Origin of the sequence: Pseudoduganella sp. LjRoot289, from assembly GCF_964252925.1 — a bacterium.
GTDB lineage: Bacteria > Pseudomonadota > Gammaproteobacteria > Burkholderiales > Burkholderiaceae_D > Rugamonas.
This window is the reverse complement of the sequence record NZ_CAXUPN020000001.1, coordinates 6,541,677-6,560,753: the sequence shown is the minus strand read 5'-3', so window position 1 is coordinate 6,560,753 and position 19,077 is coordinate 6,541,677. Positions and strand designations below refer to the sequence as shown.

Below are 19,077 nucleotides of genomic sequence, written 5' to 3'. Positions count from 1 at the left end.
CTAGGCCTTGGCCGTCTTGGCCAGGTCGAAGGGCAGCTTGCGCAAGCGCTTGCCGGTAAGTTTGAAGATGGCGTTGGCGTAAGCCGGCGCCAGCGGCGGGAAGCCCGGTTCGCCCATGCCGGTCGGCGCATCGGTCGAGGGCACGATGTGCACCTCCACCGCCGGCATGTCCGGCATGCGCGCCACCACGTAGTCGCCGAAGTTCTGCTGCTCCACCACGCCGTCCTTCAACGTGATGGCGGCGCCCGGCAGCGTGGTGCCGACCGCCATCAGCACGGCCCCCTGCACCTGCGCCTCGATGGTCATCGGATTAACCGCCGTATTGCAGTGCACGCCGGCGGTTACCGTGTGCAGATGCGGCACGCCGCCCTTGACCGAGGCGGTGACCACATAGGCCACCACGGTGCCGAACGATTCATGCAGCGCCACGCCCCATGCCTGGCCTTTCGGCAGCGTCTTCTTGCCGTAGCCGGACTTGGCGACCGCCAGGTCCAGCGCCGCGTGATGGCGCGCGTGCTTCGCATCGATGATCTTTTTGCGGTAGGCCACCGGGTCCATCCTGGCGGCATGCGCGGCTTCGTCGACCAGCGTCTCCATCACGAAAGCCGTGTGGGTCGAGCCCACGGAACGCCACCACAGCACCGGCACATTGGCCTTGGCGTTGTGGACGGTAAGGTTCATCGGCAGTTCGTACGGCTCCCCCATCCCTTCGACCATCGTCGCGTCGACGCCGTTCTTCACCATCATCGGCTCGAACGGCGAACCGGTGATGATGGACTGGCCGACGATGCTGTGGTTCCAGGCCAGCAGATTGCCCTTGGCGTCGAAGCCCAGCTCCGCGCGGTGCACGTGCGAGGGACGGTAATAGCCGCCACGGATATCGTCCTCGCGGCTCCAGATCACCTTCAGCGGACCGGATTTGCCGGCCGCCTTGTAGGCCAGCGCCACGTTGGCCGCCTCCACCAGGTAGTCCGACGTCGGCACGGCGCGCCGGCCGAAACCGCCGCCCGCCATCATGGTGTGCAAGGTCACCTGCTCCGGCTTCAGGTTTGCCGTGCGAGCGATGGCCATCTGGTCCAGCGTCTGGAACTGCGAGCCGGCCCACACTTCGCAGCCGTCCGCCCTCAGGTCGATGACGCAGTTGAGCGGTTCCATCGGTGCGTGGGCCAGGTAAGGGAACTCGTAGACGGCGGTGACTTTCTTCGCGGCCTTGGCCAGCTTGGACATGTCGGCCGTCTTCACCGGCAAGCCCGGCTTTTGCGCGAGCGCCTTGTACTCGGCCATCTGTTTGGCGGTGCTGACTTTCTCGACCGCGCTCGTGTCCCATTCCAGCACCAGCGCTTCGCGCCCCTGCTTGGCGGGCCAGTAGCCGTCCGCGATCACGGCGACACCGCGTCCACCGCGGTCGGTCGCCACGTCCAGCACGGCGATGACGCCCGGGATGGCCTTGGCCTTGCTGGCATCCAGCTTGGCCACCTTGGCGCCGAACACCGGCGGCCGCGCCACCAGCGCGACCTTGGTGCCGGCCGGCTTGAAGTCCATGCCGAACTGCTGCGTCCCGCTCGATTTGGCGCGCGCATCCAGGCGCTTGACGGGCTGGCCGATGACGACAAAGTCCTTCGGGTCTTTCAGCTTGACCGTGGCGGGCACCGGCTGCTTCATGGCCGCCTCGGCGAAGGCGCCGTATTTGGCCTGCTGCCCGGAAGGACCGATCAGCATGCCTTTCGAGGTGCGCACCTGGTCCGGGCTGACCTTCCACTCGGCGGCAGCGGCAGACACCAGCATGGCGCGCGCCTTGGCGCCGATTTCGCGGTACTGGATATAGGAGTGCGCGATGGTGCCGGAACCTCCGGTCATCTGGATGCCGAAGGCCGGGTCCTTGTACTGTTCGCCCGCGTCGGCCAGTTCGCCGCGCATCTGCGCCCAGTCCGCGTCCAGTTCCTCGGCGATCAGCATGGGCAGCGATGTTTGCACGCCTTGGCCGAACTCCAGCCGGTTCACCTGCACGGTCACCGTATTGTCCGGCGCGATGCGCAGGAAAGCATTGGGTTCGAACACCTTGGCCGGCGCCGCCGCTTCGGCCGCGCGCGCCATCTTGTTGCCCCCGCCGACGAAGAAGCCCAGCACCAGGCCGCCTCCGGCAAACGCGCCGGCCTTCATGAAGGAGCGGCGCGACAGCGTGCTTGATACGCCATCTGGGGTCCTCATCGCAGCGCCCAGGTCCATCCCTTGATTCAACCATTCTGTACGCATGGTGCTCCCCTTAGGCGATGGTTTTGGCGGCGTCTTTGATGGCGGCGCGGATGCGCTGATAGGTACCGCAGCGGCAGATATTGCCCGCCATGGCGCTATCGATATCGGCATCGGTGGGCGCCTTGTTGGTGCGCAGCAGCGCTGTCGCGCTCATCACCTGGCCGCTTTGACAGTAGCCGCATTGCGGCACGTCGTGCTTGACCCACGCGTCCTGCACCGCCTTGCCCACCGCGTCGCCCTCCATCGCCTCGATGGTGGTGATCTTCTGGCCGGCCACCGCCGAAATCGGCGTGATGCAGGAACGAGTCGGCTGGCCGTCGATGTGCACGGTGCAGGCGCCGCACAGCGCCATGCCGCAGCCGAACTTGGTGCCCGTCATATTCAGATTGTCGCGCAAGGCCCACAGGACCGGCGTGGAGGGATCGGCATCGACCTGTACGTCCTTGCCATTGATGTTCAACGTGATCATGTGGGCACTTCCCCTTATTGTTTAGTGGAGGACAACTTGGATTCCAGCGTCTTGATATCGATGGCGCCCGGCACCCGGCTGCCATCGGCGAAGAAGATATTCGGCGTGCCGTTGATGCGCAGCTTCTGGCCCAGCGCCAGCACCTGCTCGTTCGGCGTGTTGCAGCCGGCCGGCGCAGCCGGTGCGGATTTACCCGACACCATCCAGTCGTCCCAAGCCTTGTTGCGGTCGGACGCGCACCAGATGTTCTTCGACTTGGTGAACGAATCCTCGGACAGGATGTTGTACATGAAAGTGTAGATGGTGACGTTGTCCACGTCCTTCAGCGCCTGCTGGCGGAAGCGCTTGCAGTAGCCGCAGTTCGGGTCTTCGAACACCGCCATCACGCGCTTGCCGTTGCCCTTCACGGTTTTCAGCGCCATTTCCAGCGGCAGGTCGGAGAACTTGATCTTGTTGATGTCGTCGATGCGGGCCTGGGTCAGGTCTTCCGACGTTTTCAGGTTGAACACGTGGCCGACGATCAGATAGCTGCCGGTTTTATCGGTGTAACGGATTTCCTCGCCGATGCGCACTTCGTACAAGCCTGCGTAAGGGGTCTCCTTGATGGAGTCCACCTTGACGCCGGTGCCCAGGCGCGGCTCGATGGCTTTCTTGATACTGGCTTCGGTCGGGTTTTCCGCGCCGACGCAGGAGGCCATCAGGGTGGATGCGAATAATAATGCGGTCTTGCTGAATTTCATAAGGGCTCCGGTTACTGCTTTCCAAGTGCGTGGGAAATCAGCCGGCGTTTCAGGACCGGCAATTTGTCCAGCAAGTTTAATCCCAAATTGCGCACCACGCGCAAAGGCTCCAAGTCGGTGCCGAACAGGCGGTCCAGGCCATCGGTGGCCAACTGCATCAGCAGCACGTCCTCCTTGCGCGCGCGCGCGTAGCGCGCCAGCACGCGCTCGTCGCCCAGGCCGCGCTGCGGCTCGCGCTCATTGACGGTGCGGACCAGCTGCTCGACGTCGGCGAAGCCCAGGTTCATGCCGTGGCCGGCCAGCGGATGCACCACGTGCGCCGCGTCGCCCACCAGCGCCACGCGCTGCGCCACCATGGCGTGCGGACGCATCAGGCGCAGCGGGAAGCCGCGCACCAGTTCCGGCTGCACCGGCGTCAGTTTGCCCAGCTTGTCCTGCGCGTACACCGCCAGGCGGTCGGCCAGCTGCTGGGCCGACTCGCCGCGCAGCCGCTCGGCCAGCGCGTCCGGCGCGGACCAGACCAGCGACACCAGATTGCCCGGCAGCGGCAGCAGCGCCACGGTGCCGTCGGCGCCGGTGAACCACTGCTGCGCCGCACCGTGGTGCGGACGTTCGCAATGGAAGTTGCTCACGATGGCGTTCTGTCCATACGCGCGGTAGTCCAGGCCGATGTCGCACTGGCCGCGCACCCACGAATCGGCGCCGTCCGCGCCCACTACCAGTTCGGCCTTGATGGCCGAGCCGCCTTCCAGCAGCACAGTGATATCGTCGGCGCCTTGCCGCAGGCCGATGGCGCGGCCGCTGACGGTGGTGACGTTGCTGGCGAAGCGCAGCGCGGCGTCCAGCGCCTGGTTCAGGTTACGATCCTCGACGATCCAGGCCAGGGTGCCGGTGTGCGCACCGTAGGCGTCGAAAGCCAGCCCGCCGGGCTGCACGCCGTCGCCGTTGACCAGCATCGCATCGACCGGCGCCACGCGCGCGGCGTCCAGTGCGCCCCAGACTTTCAGGGACGACAGCAAGTTGTTGGCCGTGTGGTTCAGCGCGTAGACGCGCACATCCCAGCTGGCTTGCGGCGCCGGGCTGGCGGATGCGGGAGCGGACGGAGGGCTGAGCAGGGTGACGCTCTGTCCCGCCTGGGCAAATCCGAGCGCCGCCGTCTTGGCGATGGCGCCATTGCCGACGATGCAGATGTCGGTGGGAGAAATTGGACTAGTCATCCGGCCATTATAGCGGCGGCGGCCTGCGAATGTAGCGGCGGCGGCCTGCGGATGCGTCCCCGCCGCCATCGCCGCCACCGTGTCATTCCGCGAAAGCGGGAATCCATTTCGCCGGTCCGTAGACGGCATACGCCAGGAATGAGGCGACAAGACCGTGCAGACGATCCTGTATAAATAGCACTGCGGCCGTGGGAGAGCACCATCCGCCATCGGCCAACAATGCCCAAAAGACCCTTGCAAATGCGTTCAGGCCTGCTATAGTTCTGCTCCTTGGCCTGGTAGCTCAGTTGGTAGAGCAGAGGATTGAAAATCCTTGTGTCGGTGGTTCGATTCCGCCCCGGGCCACCAAGAACATCCCTAGCGCAACGCCCACTCATGCAAGTGGGCGTTGTCGTTTCCGGGATTCGTAGTCCTCGGCTCCGGTCTATTTTCGGCTCTTGGAATTTCCGCTTGCCATCTCGCCATTCAGCCAGATGCCGCATTGCTTCCGGCTGAGCGATCTTACGAGTTCGCCCACCAGATCGCGCCAGACGAGTAATAATTCGGTGGGCATAACACGCCTAGTCAGGGATACCTGCTCTTGACGCAGCCATGGCTTCAGGAACCTTCTTCTCAGGTAGATTGCTTCCTGCATCAACGATATGACACCCAAACCCCTCAATATCACCCTTACCATGGCCAGTATCTTCGGCAGTACACCACAGGATACAACATGCGTGTAGAACACCCGCTTTGGAATTAAACTGACAATAGAGCTGCTCAGAAGATGATTTGATGAACATCCAAGGCCTCTCGTGGTATCGCCAAATCACAGCATCGCTTTTCCTGCACCAGACCATTAACTTTTCTTCGAAGAGACGTGTGGCAAACGCACCTGAAAGCTCAAACTTCTTATTCGCTACCGCATCCTTCAGGTTCCGAATAACACCAACCGCAGAGCCAACAAGACCCATCGACTGAATGATATCCAAAGCGCCGCTTCGTTTCTCGTCCCCCTGCAGTAAGACTAAGTGATTAGGACAGACCAGCAACGTATTCCGTTGCTCAAGCCATTCATAGCCGATGGGGAATGAATTCTTTCCCATAAACGGCACCCACCAGCGATTAGATGGATTTCCAAAGGACAGAGGGTCTGCCTCCATTGCGATAGCTGGTTGGGGCGTGCTTCGTGCTAAGGGATCTAAGTCTTCATCCAGCGACGTGCCGCACTTCCAACAAAATCGGGCTTCATCAGTGGCCACCACGCCGCATCGACTACAAAACATAAATCCCTCCAAGTTTTGGCGAAACCAAATACGGGATCACTTTGATTTCTTCAGCTTCGCGCTGCAATTTTTACATATGACGCGAGGAAACCTGTTGGCGGGGTCAGGAATGGTTCCGAATAGCGCCTCGATATTTTCCTGGGACAGAAGATGGCAATAGAGAAAAACTCCTTCAATGTTCAACTCTGCAACTCCCTTATTGGTCGGATCGTCGAGATGATGAATAAGATCGTTGGAATGCTCTCGAGCAACCTTTAAAGCGGGAAAAAGTCGTTCGCGTATAAGTGGATGGCCAATACTCGCTCTTCTGCACCCGACGCAAGAAATCTTCATGCGGCCATTAAGATCATCTTGAATATGCTGCATTAACAATTGATCGGCTGACCGCGTTGCGAGTGCAACCACATACGCACACGAGAGCTTTTCCATCCAGTCCTTGCAGTCATTAAAGGCAACGTAGGAGCGTAAGGCGGCCATTCTTTGCATAGTCCCAATGGCAACATTGATACTGGAGCCATCGCCCAATCGAATGGCGACTGAGTCTATTAGCGATGGAGTGAACGCGAAATTGTCGGAATCAGACATAAACGATTTCCCAACGTGAACGATACGCAACGCCGGCAGGCGTCCGCTGGAGCTGAAAGTTAGATCGCATATTAATGCCCCCAAAGCAAGCATTGCGTGACTATCAGCGCGACCCAACCAAGCATAACACCCAATGCTGGAAAAAGCGCGATATAAGCCATGCCGAGAGTACGAGCGAGTGCGTTATGTATAAGCGCGAAAGTCAGTCCAGCCAAGACAAATAGTGGGATCGGCAAATACCACGCTAAGTGAAACTGGCCCCAAACAATAGTTATCAACGCTAGTAGGATGGCAACGGGTACAAGACCACCTATCAAGATATCGCCAATAACGCTGAGGCGAGCGAAAAACATAGGTCGTTCGAACCGGGGCAACGAGATCAACGACTGCCCAGCTCGCCAAGTAAGGTGGCTGGACAGAAGGGCCAAGAAGACAGCCACGGTTTCTTTTTCCAACGTAGCCTCCAGAGAATCTCTAGCGTGACGGTGAGCGGCTGGCCGCCCGGGACAAAAACAGAAAACTGCGTCGCATCCGGCCAGTCCGGCTCGACTTGTTAGCGCCTCACGGCTCCGCTTCTCCTACGCAGTACCAACACTTCAGCCCCTCACTTCGAGCCGCCTTGGCCAGACCTTCGTCGGCGGTAACCAGTACCGTTTGCGAATCATTCACAAGATGCGAATAATACCCGTCTTTGACGCTGATGATCTGGAACGCATCTGAAAGATCCAGAGAATAGCGATCTGACAGTTCACGTACCTTTGAAAATACAAGTGGGTCATGTATGTCAACTTCCTTCGCATACCGCGTATTGAAAGAAAACCAAGCGGCCATTCGAAACGCGGCATCATGATATTGCTGCTTCGTGAGTTGATTTCGATACATCCACTTGACCTTAAGCACGCCCAGTGCCTCGTAGAAGCAAAACGCGGTCGTGTACTTCGTGGGGGAGCGGTTATTCCAATAGTCGCGTACGGGATCGCCACCCTCCTCGTCCGTGAACACCTTCACCAACGCGGATGCATCGAAACAATTTGCACGAGGAGGTGGTCGCATTTTTCGCTAACGTGGAGGTTACCGGCGCGCACTTGCGCGTCCGGTTGACTGAAGTGTTAGAGCAATTTTCGTCATTTTAGTGACTGGAAATAGGTCGCCGCTGCGACGGCAGCGGCCGTCGTGGCAATAACCGCAGCCCAGATAGCCCACCTAGCTTGCTGGCGCGCCGCCGCCGCACTAATTGCTGCGCTTTCAGCAGAGTCAAGCGCCGCAGCAGTGCTATCAAGCAACGCAGCCAAAGTCTGCTCTTCGCGTGTTTCGCGACGGCCATCGGCAGCATTTCGACGTGCTTCTTCACGTGAGCGAAGCCAATCTTTCGCAACCCCTAAATTGCCGCTATGGTAGAGACCTCGAGCGATTCGATCGCGAACGTCTGCCTCACTTCCGTGCGCTTCCAATTGTTCTCTAAAGGTCAGTTGAGCCATTGCAATCTTCTGATGCTTGAGTTAAGCGGCGCCCACGGCGTCCGCCTTGAACGAGCTGTTAGGTAATAGTTCAGACCAGCTCAGAGGCTGGAGCGCGCGATTGCCGTTGTTCCACATTCTGCCGTGGCGCGGATAGCGAACCGACGACATTGCGCCCACACGATGGACGGATTGCCCGGCAAAGATACCTTGGATCTCCAGCAATCTACGTTCATACAGGTGACCAAGTACAGGCAGTGTCGCGCCCCACGCAAAGACCAAGGTTGCATCCATTGAACTGTAACGCCTAAGAACCGTGTCATTCTTCGGCCCAATTAAATCACTATAGGGTAGATGGCTTATTTCACTTACGGTTGGGCTGCGTCTAGCAAATAGGTTTAAGAACGATATCGTGGCAAAGCCCATCTCTTCGGCCCATATTGACACTTTTCCGACTGTGGGATCGGAGCGAGAGCTTGAAGCGTGGCTAGGATTGCACTGCACTACAACAAGGCTCGCCGTACTCTTTGCATCCGTCTCGACTACCAGCGAGTACCTGTAGTTTGGCTCCTCTTCGCAATGTGCTAATCGATATGCCATGGTTGTTGTCCAACGTGAAGTAGATACCCTAACCGCCGCCACCTCCCCCGAGCAAGTCTTGAGATTCCGCACGGAAGACCAGTGCCTTTATACTATTATCAAAGAGTTAGCTCACTTTAGCACACCCGAATCCTAAGGGCCAAACCCACCTTGGAGAAGACATCCCCGACGCCGTGCGCCACACTAGAGGATGATCGGAGCGTACGGACGCGGGGCGTAATTCTTTGCTATGGCTGAATCGCCCCGGGCTATCGAATTCAAGTGGACGGCGGGGATTGCTGTGACGTCGGAGGCAACACTGGCCGTGTGATCGGCATCAGATCTAGCCTTGTCTATGATACTGGGGGCGGTTCCTACCCGAACTGTGGATGTTCAGCGCAAAGGGCTAGCAGGCTGCTGAAATACCGGCCAGCTTGAACCGGTCATGCCCCTTGATGGTGTGAGCCGGCCGTTATCGTTTCAGAAAGTGGGATTTGGATGCCAATTCCCGCGTTTTATACCTGTTTCTACGATATTTCCCGCCGTATTTCCGTCATTGCGCCGGCTGCGGACGGATTGCTCCCAACGTGCGCATACGCACCAGGTTGTAAGCGGCCATGGTCAGCACAAACATTTGGTCGACTTTCTTCAGGCCGCGCACCATCACCTGGCGAATGCCGCCGACGGACTTGGCCCACCCGAAACCCTGTTCGATGAGCTTTCGTTTTTGCTGCGAGATCGCATAGCCCACGCTTTGAGCAATCGACTCGGGCACCGCCGAGCTGCGCCCCGACTTGTTCTGTGCCACATGGGGCGTGACGCTCATGGCTTGACAAGCCTGCACAAATTCGGCCGCGTCGTAACCCTTGTCCGCGCCCAGCGTGATTTCCCGCTGCGGATCGTCCAGCGCTTGGCACGCGTCATTGATCATGGCCTTGGCCGCTTCCCGTTCGGCATAGCCATCGGCCTTCGTCACCATGGCGCTGGCAATCAGGCCGTGGCGGTTGTCGCTGAGGGTATGGCCGATATAGCGTAACTCACTGCCGGTGTTATTGCCCTTGCGGTACAAGCGGGAGTCCGGATCGGTTTTCGACTGCTGGGTGTCGTTGCTGCGCTTGCTGCCTTTGAAGTCGCCGCCGTCGCCGTTATTCTGGTCGTCGTCCTTGCGCACGAAACTTTTGTGGCCAGCCCAGGCCTGGATCAGCGTGCCGTCTACGCTGAAGTGCTCCCCCGACAGCCAATCTTTCTTCTCGGCGATGTCCAGCACTTCGTTGAAAAATTCAATGATCGCGTCGTGCTTGACGAGGCGCTCCCGGTTCTTGGTGAAGACCATCGGCACCCACACAGCATCGTCCATAGACAACCCGATAAACCAGCGGAACAGCAGGTTGTATTGGACCTGTTCCATCAACTGGCGCTCCGAGCGAACGCTGTACAGCACCTGCAGCAGCATGGCGCGCAACAGCTTTTCGGGCGCAATACTGGGGCGGCCGCCTTTGGTGTCGGCTTCGTACATTTCGGCGAACAGACCGTTCATCTTTTCCAGTGCCGTATTGGCCATCTGCCGGATCGCACGCAGTGGATGGTTCGCCGGGATGAAGTCCTCCAGCTTGCGCACGGAGAACAGGCTTTCGGTGAAGGTATCGGGACCGCGCATCAGTTTTTTTGCAGGGATAGGGGGATGTCAGGATAACATTGGATGAGCCGCCTCGGCAGGCTTGTCGAGGCGGTATTTCAGCAGCCTGCTAGCGCTCACCTTTATCTTGCTCTAACAAGACCGCCCTAACGATCTTCTCCACGAGGCGCACATTATCGGAAGAAAGTCGGGTCAGTAGCTCGACAACAGGTACCAGCAACGCCTGCTGCTGCCCAACAACAATGACGCCTGTATGAAAGCCTACTTCGTCAGGCGTCGCGTCGCTCGACTTCGCCACCTTTCGCCCGCCAGTCCCAAAACGCAGCCACTGGGGCGATACGCCAAGCCAATCAGCGAGCACCACCAGTTTGGCCTGCGTCGGGATGGCGTCACCAAGCAACCACTTACGCACTGTCTGCGCCGCTACCTTCTTCGCAGGGTAGCGGGTGTTGAACTCGTTCGCGATCTGGGTTGGACTGGAAACTGGAAGGCCTAGACGAATAAATTCCTTCGCCAGCCTTTCGCTGAACTGCTGTCTAAGTTTTGCATTTGCCATTTTCGCAAGGCGCGAGAAAACCTAGCCTTTTAAAGACACCTCGCGCGCAAGACCTTGCAAAAGCAGCAGCAGGCCTGCCGCAAGATCAGATTCAAAGTCATACTGCAACGGTTGCAGCTCCGGCAGAGAAAGCACACTGCTAAGTGCCTCGGCCGGGTGGCTAAGCGGCCATAAGCCTATCAGCAGGGCCATCGCCATGCGCAGGAAGGAAACATATGCGGCCACCGACGACGTCGGCGCGATGTGGTGCAGTTGCGCCGCCACATCCGCCAGCAATGCCGCAATGCTCAGCTTGAATTCCACGAGCCGTTCAGACGACACGTTGTGCTCGATGATGGACGGCAGGATGCTGAGCAAACGGCACATCAGCGGATAGGCCGCGCTTGCTCCGGCGAATGCCTGCGCTATCCCTTCTGCCGTGGCTTGCGGGATGGCGACGAACCGCCTGCTCAACTCGCTCCGCCACTGTGCCGATTCTTCTTCCAGCAAGGCCAGCAGCAGCGCCTCGCGATTCTCAAAGTACCTGTACACATTCGACTTGGTCATTTGAGCTTGGCGCGCAAGCTCATTCAGACCCAGTTCGCTAAGCTCCATGCCGCCGCGCAAAGCCGCCCTGGCCGTCTCCAGCAGATGCAACCGGCGCTCCTCCTTTTGCTCGGGGCGGCGGGCGCGTTGGAATGGCTCTGGATTTGTCATAAAAGTCTATAAGCAAGAAAACATGTACCGCAACTGTAACGGCTACCACCATGCTTGACAAGAGACCATCGGTCTTTTATATTGGAGACCACTGGTTCTTTATTTTAAATATCCTGCATTGGAGCACGTTATGCCTACCCCACTCATGGTTCGTCCGGAACTTCTCAGCAAGGACTTGACCGGCAAGACCTATGTCATCACCGGCGCCAACTCGGGCATCGGCCTGGTCACCGCGCAGCAATTGGCCAGGCAAGGCGCCACCATTGTCATGGGTGTGCGCCGCGTCAAGGAGGGGCAGCGCGTCGCCGCCGAGATCCGCAGCGATGCGCCGTCGGCCAAGCTGGTTGTGTACCAGCTGGAGCTGGGCGATCTGGCATCGGTGCGCGGCTTCGCCGCCGAGGTGAACCGCAACCATCCGAAGCTGCAGGGCCTGGTCAACAACGCCGGCGTGATGAAGACGCCGTTCGGCCATACCAAGGACGGCTTCGAGACCCAGTTCGGCGTTAACCACCTCGGGCACTTCCTGCTGACCAATTTGCTGACAGACTCGCTGAAGGCAGGGGCGCCGTCGCGCGTGGTCAACCTGTCGAGCTTTTTCCATGAGTTTGCTATGGGCCGCAAGGGTGATATCCACTTCGACGACCTGAACTATCAGCGGCGGCCGTTCGATTCATGGGAGGCGTACGCTCAATCGAAGCTGGCCAATCTCCTCCATGCACGCGAACTCGGCCGCCGCCTGGCCGGCACCGGCGTCACCACCGCCAGCGTCAACCCCGGCTTCGTGCGCACCAACCTGTTGGCGATCCCGTTGCCGATGTGGCTGCAACGTCTGCTGGTGATACCGGTGCTGCGCCTGGCCGGCATGATCGAGCCATGGGAAGGCGCGCAGACGAGCCTGCACGCCTTGCTGGCTCCGGAAGTGGAACAGCATTCGGGCGCCTACTACAGCCAGATCGCCCGCTACAAAGACAAGCCATCGCGCCGAGGCGGCTGGCCGCTGAGCTCGCCCAATCCGGTGGCGCACGACGACGACGTTGCCGCGCGCCTGTGGAGCGCCAGCGAAGCTTTGGTGCAAGCATGAACACTGTCATTGCGGCATTTGATATGGCCGAGCGCTCGCACTGGCAATTAACGTGCTCCTGAAGTTATGATCATGCCCAGGTGGATGGAGGCATTCCCGGCGCAGCAGCCATCGGCAATTGACGCCCTGCACTCCAGCCGCAACTATGACAGCCCATAGGCCACAGACAGGCGACATCAAAACGCTGGCTTACGGGCCGGCCCTTATCAATCATTGCAATCTTTGCTTCGAGGCGTGCATGCACCTAGCTAGTTTCCGTGTCGTTTTGAATAGACTCATCGCATTGTTGTGCCTGCTGCTAGTCGGGACGGCCGCAAGCGCGCAAATGCAAGCCGGCCAAGTGCACGATGATCTGCAGCCGCTGCGGCTGGCCATCGACCAGCGCCTGCTGCTGGCGCAGGCGGTCGCGCGTGCCAAATGGAATGTGCAGGCACCGGTCGAGGACTTGCAGCGCGAGGCGCAGGTGATCCAGGCAGCCGTCAAGCAAGGCGCTACGCTCGGTCTGCCTGACGGTTGGGTCGAATCGGTATTTCGGGCGCAGATCGAGGCGTCGAAGATCGTGCAGCGCGAACTGTTCGCCAACTGGACGGCGCAACATGCGGGCAAGTTCGATGACGCGCCCGATCTCGCCCGGACAGTCCGTCCCGAACTGGACCGCATCACCACGCAGATATTGCGTTCCCTGGCCAACAATCAGGCCGTGCTGACCAACGCGGCGCGGCAAGCCGAGGTGGCGCGCGCCATGCTTCCGCTAGCGGCGGCAACCCTCAGCCCAAGCGCCGCTGAGCGCGCGCTATTGCCGTTTATGACGCCACGATAAAGCCAGGCGGCCCCGGAGCTTGGGCTTAAAAATCCTGGCGCCGGTGGTCCGACTCCGCCTCCGGCCACCAAGAAGCCTCCTTCACGGCCGGAATCCTTCACTGTCGGGTAAAAGTCGGGGCAATTTCGTCACCGACAGGACAGATCATGCTGAATACTCAAGGTTCACCAGCATCGGAGCGCATGAATGATACTCAAGCAAATACGCCTTAGCCGCAATTTTTCCCAAGAGCAGTTAGCTCAGATGTCCGGCCTGAACGTCCGGACCATCCAGCGGATCGAAAGCGGCCACAAGGCCAGTGTCGAGTCTCTGAAATGTCTGGCTGCGGTGCTCGAAGTGGAGATATCAACTCTGGAACAGGAGGAACTCGTGATCGACAAGAATACGGATAACTGGGAGCGTCTGCCGCTTTGGCTCAAGTGCTGTTTCTCCCTCAACTTCCTCGCCGCGCGGCCTGCCCGGAGGGCGGCCAGCAGGATCGTGCTCACTTCCCACGTGAGCGGCTTCCTGTTTTGCCTGCTCGGTTTATGGAGCGAGGCGGCGCTGGCCGGCGGCCTGATCATGCTGTCGAACGCCTACCTGTTCCACCTGCTGACATGGCAGGGCGACAAGCTCGGCATCTGGTACGACGCACCCGAAACCCATCCCCAGGTCTAACTCGCAGCCATCGCACGCTCAGCGGGCCATGGCGATGGCGAGGGCAATAAACAGCAGCGCGGTGCCGCGCTGGAGGCGGGCCATGCCGGGGCCGGTGAGGAAGCGCGCGCCGGCTGCGGCAGCCAGCAGCACGTAGGATAAGTGGGAAACGAATGTGCATGCCACGAAGGTCAGGCTGAGCAGAAGAAAGCGGCGGGCGTCCACTTGGCCGGGCGGCATGAATTGCGGAAAAATGGCGGCAAAGAACAGGATGGCTTTCGGATTGCTGCATGCAACCAGCAGGCCGCGACGAAACACCGCATACCGGCTACCCGCGTCCGGTACTGCCGGGGCGGCCGGCACAGCGCTGTGCGCGCCCTTCGCCGCGCCGCGCCACTGCTTCACGCCGAGCCAGGCGAGGTAGGCGGCGCCCGCCAGCTTGAGCGCCGAAAACGCCAGCGGGGAACGCTGGAACAACAGGCCGACGCCGCTCACCGCCACGCAGGACACCAGGAACACGCCCACCGCATTACCCGCCGAGCTGTAGGCCGTGCGCCGAGCGCCCAAGGTCATGGTGGTGGAGATGGCCAGCAGCACGCCGGGGCCCGGACTGAAGCTGGCGGCCAGCGCCAGGCACAAAAAGGCGAACCAGAGTGTGAATGTCATGGCTCAGGACTCGTGGCTGCGGCCGTGCGCGACAAAGCCGGAGCGTTCACTCAGGCGCTCGTAATAGGCCTGCACAGCGGGCAGGCTGGCATGCTTGATCGGCGTCGATATCCAGCGGTGCACGGACAGGCCAAGCACGATATCGGCCAGCGTGAATTCCCTACCCGCGAGGTAGGCGCCCGTCTCGGCCAGACGCGTATCGAGGATGGCCATCATGCGGTTCCACGCCGCACCGCTGGCGGCTATGGCGTCCGGATCGGCGTGCTCCGCACTCTTGCGCACAAGCCCCATGAAGGCATAGCGCCACGCATTGTTGAGCTCCGTGGCCTGCCAGTCCATCCACTTCTCCACGTGGGCGCGCGCTAGCGGTTCTGCAGGGAGCAGGTCCGTACGGCCATGACGTCCGGCCAGATAGCGGCAGATGGTGTTCGACTCCCACAGCGTCTCGTTACCGTCGCGCAGCACAGGTACCAGCCCGCGCGGGTTCAGGAGCAGGAATTCGGGCGCGCTGGTGGGCAGGCCGGCATCGCCCCAGGGCTGCAATGCATACGGCACGCCAATTTCGGCGCAGGTCCACAGTACTTTGCGAACGTTGATGGAAGTGGGCTTTCCGAGAATGGCGAGCATGGCGGCATGGGGGTTGATGGACAAGAGCCGCCAGTATCCCGCATCTCCGAATTATTAAAAATCCCGTAAAATGAACAACATCTTTAACTCGTGATTAACAGCCCATGGACAAGATGCGCAGCATGGAAGTGTTCGTGCGGGTGGTCGATGCAGGCAGCTTCAGCGCCGCCGCCCGCACGCTGGACATGTCCACGGTGATGGTGAGCAAGCACATCGTCGCGCTGGAAAAGCTGGTCGGCGCGCGCCTGCTGCACCGAACCACCCGCAGCCAGAGCCTGAGCGAGATAGGCGAGCAGTACGCCGAGCAATGCCGCCATATCCTGCAACTGGTGCAAACGGCCGAGACGGGGGCCTTGGCCATGCGCGCGCTGCCGCGCGGCACCATCAAGCTCAGCGCACCGGTCGCCTTCGGTAGCCAGTGTTTGGCGCCCGCCATGGCGGAGTATCTGGGCCGCCATCCCGAAGTGAACATGGATATGGAACTGTCCGACCGTGTGGCCGACGTCGTGGAAGAAGGGCTGGACGCGGCCGTGCGCATCGGCCCGCTGAAAGATACTTCGATGGTGGCGCGCCCCCTGCGTCCGCTACAGATGATCGTCTGCGCCGCGCCCGCCTATCTGGAACGCCACGGAACGCCGCGCACGCCCTCCGATCTGGCGCAGCACCAGTGCATGGACTTCATGCACTGGCGCCACGCCGCGCGCTGGCGCCTGGAGAACGGCGATGACGCCGCGCCGCCCGCCTGCCGCATGCGCTCGAACAACGGCGAGGCCCTGCGTCGCGCCGCCATTGCGGGTCTGGGCATCGTGATGCAGGCGGAAGCCATGCTGGCGGAAGAAGTGGCACGCGGCCGCCTGGTGCCCATCCTGCGCGCTTACTGGCCTGTGCCGCGCCCCATGCATCTGATCTACCAGCGCGACCGCCAGTCCACGCCCAAGCTGGGCAGTTTTGTCGAGTTCGTGGTGGAGCGCTTCGGCCTGCGAACGCAGCCAGCAGGCCGCGCTCGACCAGACCAGATCGGTCGTCATCCTGAGGCGTCCTAGCGCCCGTGCCAGTTCAGGCGGCGCTGCTGGCAGGCCGCCAGCCAGCGTTTGCGCACCTCCTGCCCAAGCGCTGAAGCCCGGGGACCTCGCTGCTAGGCCGTAACGATCCACGCCGGATTGACCGTGGCTACCCCGACAAGCTCAATGGTCTCGCCGTCGGACAGCGTCAGCAGCGCGTTGGCGCCGGTCAGGCCCACCGTCGCCAGCACCACGCCGGACAGCACGATGCGGTCCCCCTGCGCGCCGTCAAAGTCGGCGATGACGTCCTGCTGCGCACTGCCGTCGGCATACGGCGCATACAGGAAGCGGTCGGCGCCGGCGCCGCCGGCGAGGTAGTCCGAGCCGCCGCCCCCGGCAAGCGTATCGTCGCCATCGCCACCGCGCAGCACATCGCGTCCATTGCCGCCGGCCAGGCGGTTGTCCAGCGCATTGCCCGTCAATTCCACACTGGCGATGGCGCCGCTGATCACGTCTTCCACGTTGGCCGGCACGGTAAACACCGCCCGCCCACCCGTGATCTCGATCGTGTCATGCCCCTCCCCGGCCGCTTCCACTATGCTGACAGCGCCGTCGGTCAACTCGTAAATCGACAGTACATAGCGGTCGTCGCCCGCGCCCCCGATCAGGGTGTCGTGCGTGCTGTAGCTGTAATTGCCGCCGCCGTGGCTCGCCAGCGTGTCGTTGCCCGCGCCGCCATCGAGGATTTCATCGAAATAAAAGGTCGCGGCGCCATCGGACAGGTAGTCGTCGAATGCCGTCCCGATCACGCCGTTGATGTTAATGAGCGTGTCACGCGTGGCCATGCCCGCCACCTGCCCCGTACCAACCACATGCGCATAGCCCTTGGTGCCGTCGAAGTGGTATTCGGTATCGTTGTTCTCGATGGAGCCGGACAGGAGCACCGTCACACCGGCGCCGGCGGCGCTGTAGTCCACCGTTTCCGCTACGCCCGACGGCGCCCAGTCGCCGCCGAGCAGGGTGTCGCCGTCGCCGCTGCCTACCAGCACATCGCTGCCATCTCCCCCATTGACGACATCGATCCCGGCGCCGCCGTCGAGACTGTCCGCGCCCCAGCCACCCTGCAAATAGTCGTTGCCGCTGCCGCCTGAGAGCACGTCGTTGCCGATGCCGCCATCGAGCGTGTCGTCGCCCGCGCCGCCCTGCAGCACGTCGCTGCCGCCGCGGCCCCACATCGCATCGGCCCCGGCGCCGCCGGTCATGTGATCCTGGACCGAAGTGCCGAGCAGCGGGCCGCCTGCCGCGCTGGCCGTGATCGTCATTGCCCCGCCGTCCAGTACGGTGCTGGTGCCGGCGCGCTGCGCCGTTTCGCCAGCGTCCGTGCCATACAGGTACTGCAGCGCGGCCAGGTCATAGGCCCCGTAGTGCGCGGCAAACGCGGCGCCCGGGCTGTACGACTCGGTCATGACGGTATAGTCCTGATTGTCCTCCGCCAGCGTCAAGCCGTCGTCGGACACCACGGCATGCTTCAGGCCCAGCGCATGGCCGATCTCGTGCATCAGGACGTAATATCCTTCACTGCCCGGCGTCATCGCCACGCCGCCCAGGACCTTCGCGTTCAGGAACACATCGCCGTAGCTGCCTTCCTGGTCCAGGTTTTCGAGCGACTTGGGATTGTCGTTGTTGATACCGTCGTCCACCCCTGGTTCGTAGGCGGTGCCGGCGGTATTGAGGCCCATCTCGCGCAGGCCCAGCGCAATGTCGGCGTCCAGCGTGGCGGGCACTTCCTGGAACGACAGTCCGGTGGCATGGGCCAGTATGTCGAAGATGGCGCGCGCGGCGTCCTTCGCGGCGTCGCCGAAGACTTCAAAGCCGGTAACGCGCGCCACGTTCGGCTGGTGGCTGTATTCGTACTCACTGTAATAAGCGGGAATCGCCGTCATGAAGCTGTAGGTGAGCGTCAGCGGCGTGCCGTTGGGCCCCTGCTGGATGAATTTGCCGTACCAGGACACACTGCACTGGAGCAGGGCCATGAACTTGCTCGCATCCACACTGCCCGGCGCAATCGACGGGTCGGGCACGGCGAGGTGCGCAGCCGGCAGCAGCGGCGTGGCCGCCACCGATGGCGGCCCCTGCTTGTCAAGCGCATGCGTACCGGTCAGATCGGCGGTAGCCTGCAGGGCCGCTTCCAGCCCGGTGCTCGCCGCCACGGCCGACGCGCCATCGCTGACGCCGGCGAGGAACTGCCTGGCGTAGGCCAGCGCTGCGGCGCCGCCATACGCTTCCGGATGGGCCGACGATTGCAAGGCGGCGGTGAAAGCGGTCGCGACCGTGACCTTGTTCGCCACTGCCGCCGCGTCGCTGCCCAGCGCGGCGTCGGCCAGCACCGTGACCACGTCGGCCGCGCCGATCGCCCCCGACTCGTACAGGCCGGTCCAGTAAGCCAGGCCCGCACTCTCGGCATGGCGGCCAAACAGGTTCAGGTACACACTGTCCACCACCTCGGAGGGCGTCCTGGACATCAGCAGGTCGGCATATTCCTTCGATTGCGCAAACGCCTGCGACACGGCGCTGGTGTCGCCACCGGCGGCCGATACCACCGCAGTCCAATACGCCAGCCCCGCCACGTCGGCCGGGCGGTTGAAATAGGCGACGTACAGCTTCTCGATTGCAGCGCTGCTCGGTGGTGTGGCCATGGCGGCTCTCCTTGTCAATGTATGGAAATGCAAATGAATTGCCACAAATCAACGCATTTTCCATGCCACCACAATACACCGGTTTTCGGACTTGCCA

Annotated in this window: 19 protein-coding genes, 1 tRNA gene and 1 pseudogene; 6 read left to right on the top strand and 15 right to left on the bottom strand. The window is 61.4% G+C overall.

Annotation, left to right across the window (positions count from 1 at the left end):
* The 4 genes from ACSQ8Y_RS28245 to ACSQ8Y_RS28230 are packed head-to-tail and all read right to left on the bottom strand — an operon-like array spanning position 1 to position 4,679.
* Entirely contained in the window at positions 1-2,253 is a 2,253-nt protein-coding gene (locus ACSQ8Y_RS28245) for a molybdopterin cofactor-binding domain-containing protein (protein WP_436269694.1), read from the bottom strand.
* A gap of 10 nt (positions 2,254-2,263) precedes the next feature.
* Complete coding sequence (locus tag ACSQ8Y_RS28240; protein WP_436269693.1) at positions 2,264-2,722, bottom strand: (2Fe-2S)-binding protein; 459 nt, start codon at positions 2,720-2,722, stop codon at positions 2,264-2,266.
* Positions 2,723-2,736: 14 nt separating this feature from the next.
* On the bottom strand, positions 2,737-3,462 hold the full coding sequence (locus ACSQ8Y_RS28235; protein ID WP_436269692.1) for a DsbC family protein: 726 nt from the start codon (positions 3,460-3,462) through the stop codon (positions 2,737-2,739).
* 11 nt (positions 3,463-3,473) lie between these two features.
* Positions 3,474-4,679, bottom strand: coding sequence for an FAD-dependent monooxygenase (locus tag ACSQ8Y_RS28230; RefSeq protein ID WP_436269691.1), 1,206 nt, complete (start codon positions 4,677-4,679; stop codon positions 3,474-3,476).
* A 272-nt stretch (positions 4,680-4,951) separates the two neighbouring features.
* Between ACSQ8Y_RS28230 and ACSQ8Y_RS28225 the strand changes: the two genes are divergently transcribed.
* A tRNA-Phe gene (locus tag ACSQ8Y_RS28225) sits at positions 4,952-5,027 on the top strand.
* A gap of 212 nt (positions 5,028-5,239) precedes the next feature.
* Here ACSQ8Y_RS28225 and ACSQ8Y_RS28220 read toward each other — a convergent pair.
* From ACSQ8Y_RS28220 to ACSQ8Y_RS28195, 6 genes are all read right to left on the bottom strand, one after another.
* Positions 5,240-5,944, bottom strand: a complete 705-nt coding sequence (locus ACSQ8Y_RS28220) for a hypothetical protein (RefSeq protein ID WP_436269690.1) — start codon at positions 5,942-5,944, stop codon at positions 5,240-5,242.
* Positions 5,945-5,980: 36 nt separating this feature from the next.
* Positions 5,981-6,529 carry a hypothetical protein gene (locus tag ACSQ8Y_RS28215; RefSeq protein ID WP_436269689.1) on the bottom strand — a complete coding sequence of 183 codons (549 nt, stop codon included), beginning with the start codon at positions 6,527-6,529 and terminating at the stop codon, positions 5,981-5,983.
* Positions 6,530-7,090: 561 nt separating this feature from the next.
* Complete coding sequence (locus ACSQ8Y_RS28210) at positions 7,091-7,582, bottom strand: type II toxin-antitoxin system VapC family toxin (protein WP_436269688.1); 492 nt, start codon at positions 7,580-7,582, stop codon at positions 7,091-7,093.
* 71 nt (positions 7,583-7,653) lie between these two features.
* Positions 7,654-8,007 (bottom strand): hypothetical protein, encoded by a 354-nt coding sequence (locus ACSQ8Y_RS28205; RefSeq protein WP_436269687.1) that lies wholly within the window; start codon positions 8,005-8,007, stop codon positions 7,654-7,656.
* Between the two features lie 21 nt (positions 8,008-8,028).
* A complete protein-coding gene (locus tag ACSQ8Y_RS28200; protein WP_436269686.1) occupies positions 8,029-8,586 on the bottom strand; it encodes a DUF1643 domain-containing protein in 558 nt (185 codons plus the stop codon).
* Between the two features lie 532 nt (positions 8,587-9,118).
* The gene (locus ACSQ8Y_RS28195) at positions 9,119-10,222 is read right to left on the bottom strand and encodes an IS5 family transposase (RefSeq protein ID WP_436269685.1); all 1,104 of its coding nucleotides are present in this window, start codon (positions 10,220-10,222) and stop codon (positions 9,119-9,121) included.
* A gap of 29 nt (positions 10,223-10,251) precedes the next feature.
* On the opposite strand from ACSQ8Y_RS28195, the pseudogene cas5 reads away from it, so the two are divergent.
* Positions 10,252-10,314 (top strand): annotated as a pseudogene (gene cas5, locus ACSQ8Y_RS28190) (CRISPR-associated protein Cas5); the annotation flags it as partial.
* On the opposite strand, the gene ACSQ8Y_RS28185 reads toward cas5, so the two are convergent.
* A complete protein-coding gene (locus ACSQ8Y_RS28185) occupies positions 10,311-10,757 on the bottom strand; it encodes a hypothetical protein (RefSeq protein ID WP_436269684.1) in 447 nt (148 codons plus the stop codon). The pseudogene cas5 and the gene ACSQ8Y_RS28185 overlap by 4 nt on opposite strands.
* Before the next feature lie 21 nt (positions 10,758-10,778).
* Positions 10,779-11,453 (bottom strand): TetR family transcriptional regulator, encoded by a 675-nt coding sequence (locus tag ACSQ8Y_RS28180; RefSeq protein ID WP_436269683.1) that lies wholly within the window; start codon positions 11,451-11,453, stop codon positions 10,779-10,781.
* Positions 11,454-11,583: 130 nt separating this feature from the next.
* On the opposite strand from ACSQ8Y_RS28180, the gene ACSQ8Y_RS28175 reads away from it, so the two are divergent.
* The 3 genes from ACSQ8Y_RS28175 to ACSQ8Y_RS28165 all read left to right on the top strand — a co-directional run bounded on the left by ACSQ8Y_RS28175 (position 11,584) and on the right by ACSQ8Y_RS28165 (position 14,011).
* The gene (locus ACSQ8Y_RS28175) at positions 11,584-12,534 is read left to right on the top strand and encodes an SDR family oxidoreductase (RefSeq protein WP_436269682.1); all 951 of its coding nucleotides are present in this window, start codon (positions 11,584-11,586) and stop codon (positions 12,532-12,534) included.
* 325 nt (positions 12,535-12,859) lie between these two features.
* On the top strand, positions 12,860-13,354 hold the full coding sequence (gene aroQ, locus ACSQ8Y_RS28170) for a gamma subclass chorismate mutase AroQ (RefSeq protein WP_436269681.1): 495 nt from the start codon (positions 12,860-12,862) through the stop codon (positions 13,352-13,354).
* Positions 13,355-13,540: 186 nt separating this feature from the next.
* Positions 13,541-14,011, top strand: coding sequence for a helix-turn-helix domain-containing protein (locus ACSQ8Y_RS28165; protein ID WP_436269680.1), 471 nt, complete (start codon positions 13,541-13,543; stop codon positions 14,009-14,011).
* An 18-nt stretch (positions 14,012-14,029) separates the two neighbouring features.
* Here ACSQ8Y_RS28165 and ACSQ8Y_RS28160 read toward each other — a convergent pair whose 3' ends face one another.
* Positions 14,030-14,656 (bottom strand): LysE family translocator, encoded by a 627-nt coding sequence (locus tag ACSQ8Y_RS28160; protein WP_436269679.1) that lies wholly within the window; start codon positions 14,654-14,656, stop codon positions 14,030-14,032.
* 3 nt (positions 14,657-14,659) lie between these two features.
* Entirely contained in the window at positions 14,660-15,283 is a 624-nt protein-coding gene (locus ACSQ8Y_RS28155; RefSeq protein WP_436269927.1) for a glutathione S-transferase family protein, read from the bottom strand.
* Positions 15,284-15,387: 104 nt separating this feature from the next.
* Here ACSQ8Y_RS28155 and ACSQ8Y_RS28150 point away from each other — a divergent pair, with 104 nt between their 5' ends.
* Positions 15,388-16,326: a LysR family transcriptional regulator gene (locus ACSQ8Y_RS28150; protein WP_436269678.1), complete on the top strand. Its 939-nt coding sequence runs from the start codon at positions 15,388-15,390 to the stop codon at positions 16,324-16,326.
* 92 nt (positions 16,327-16,418) lie between these two features.
* Here the strand turns inward: ACSQ8Y_RS28150 and ACSQ8Y_RS28145 are convergent, their stop codons facing one another.
* A complete protein-coding gene (locus ACSQ8Y_RS28145; RefSeq protein ID WP_436269677.1) occupies positions 16,419-18,980 on the bottom strand; it encodes a DUF4214 domain-containing protein in 2,562 nt (853 codons plus the stop codon).
* Positions 18,981-19,077 lie beyond the last annotated feature (97 nt).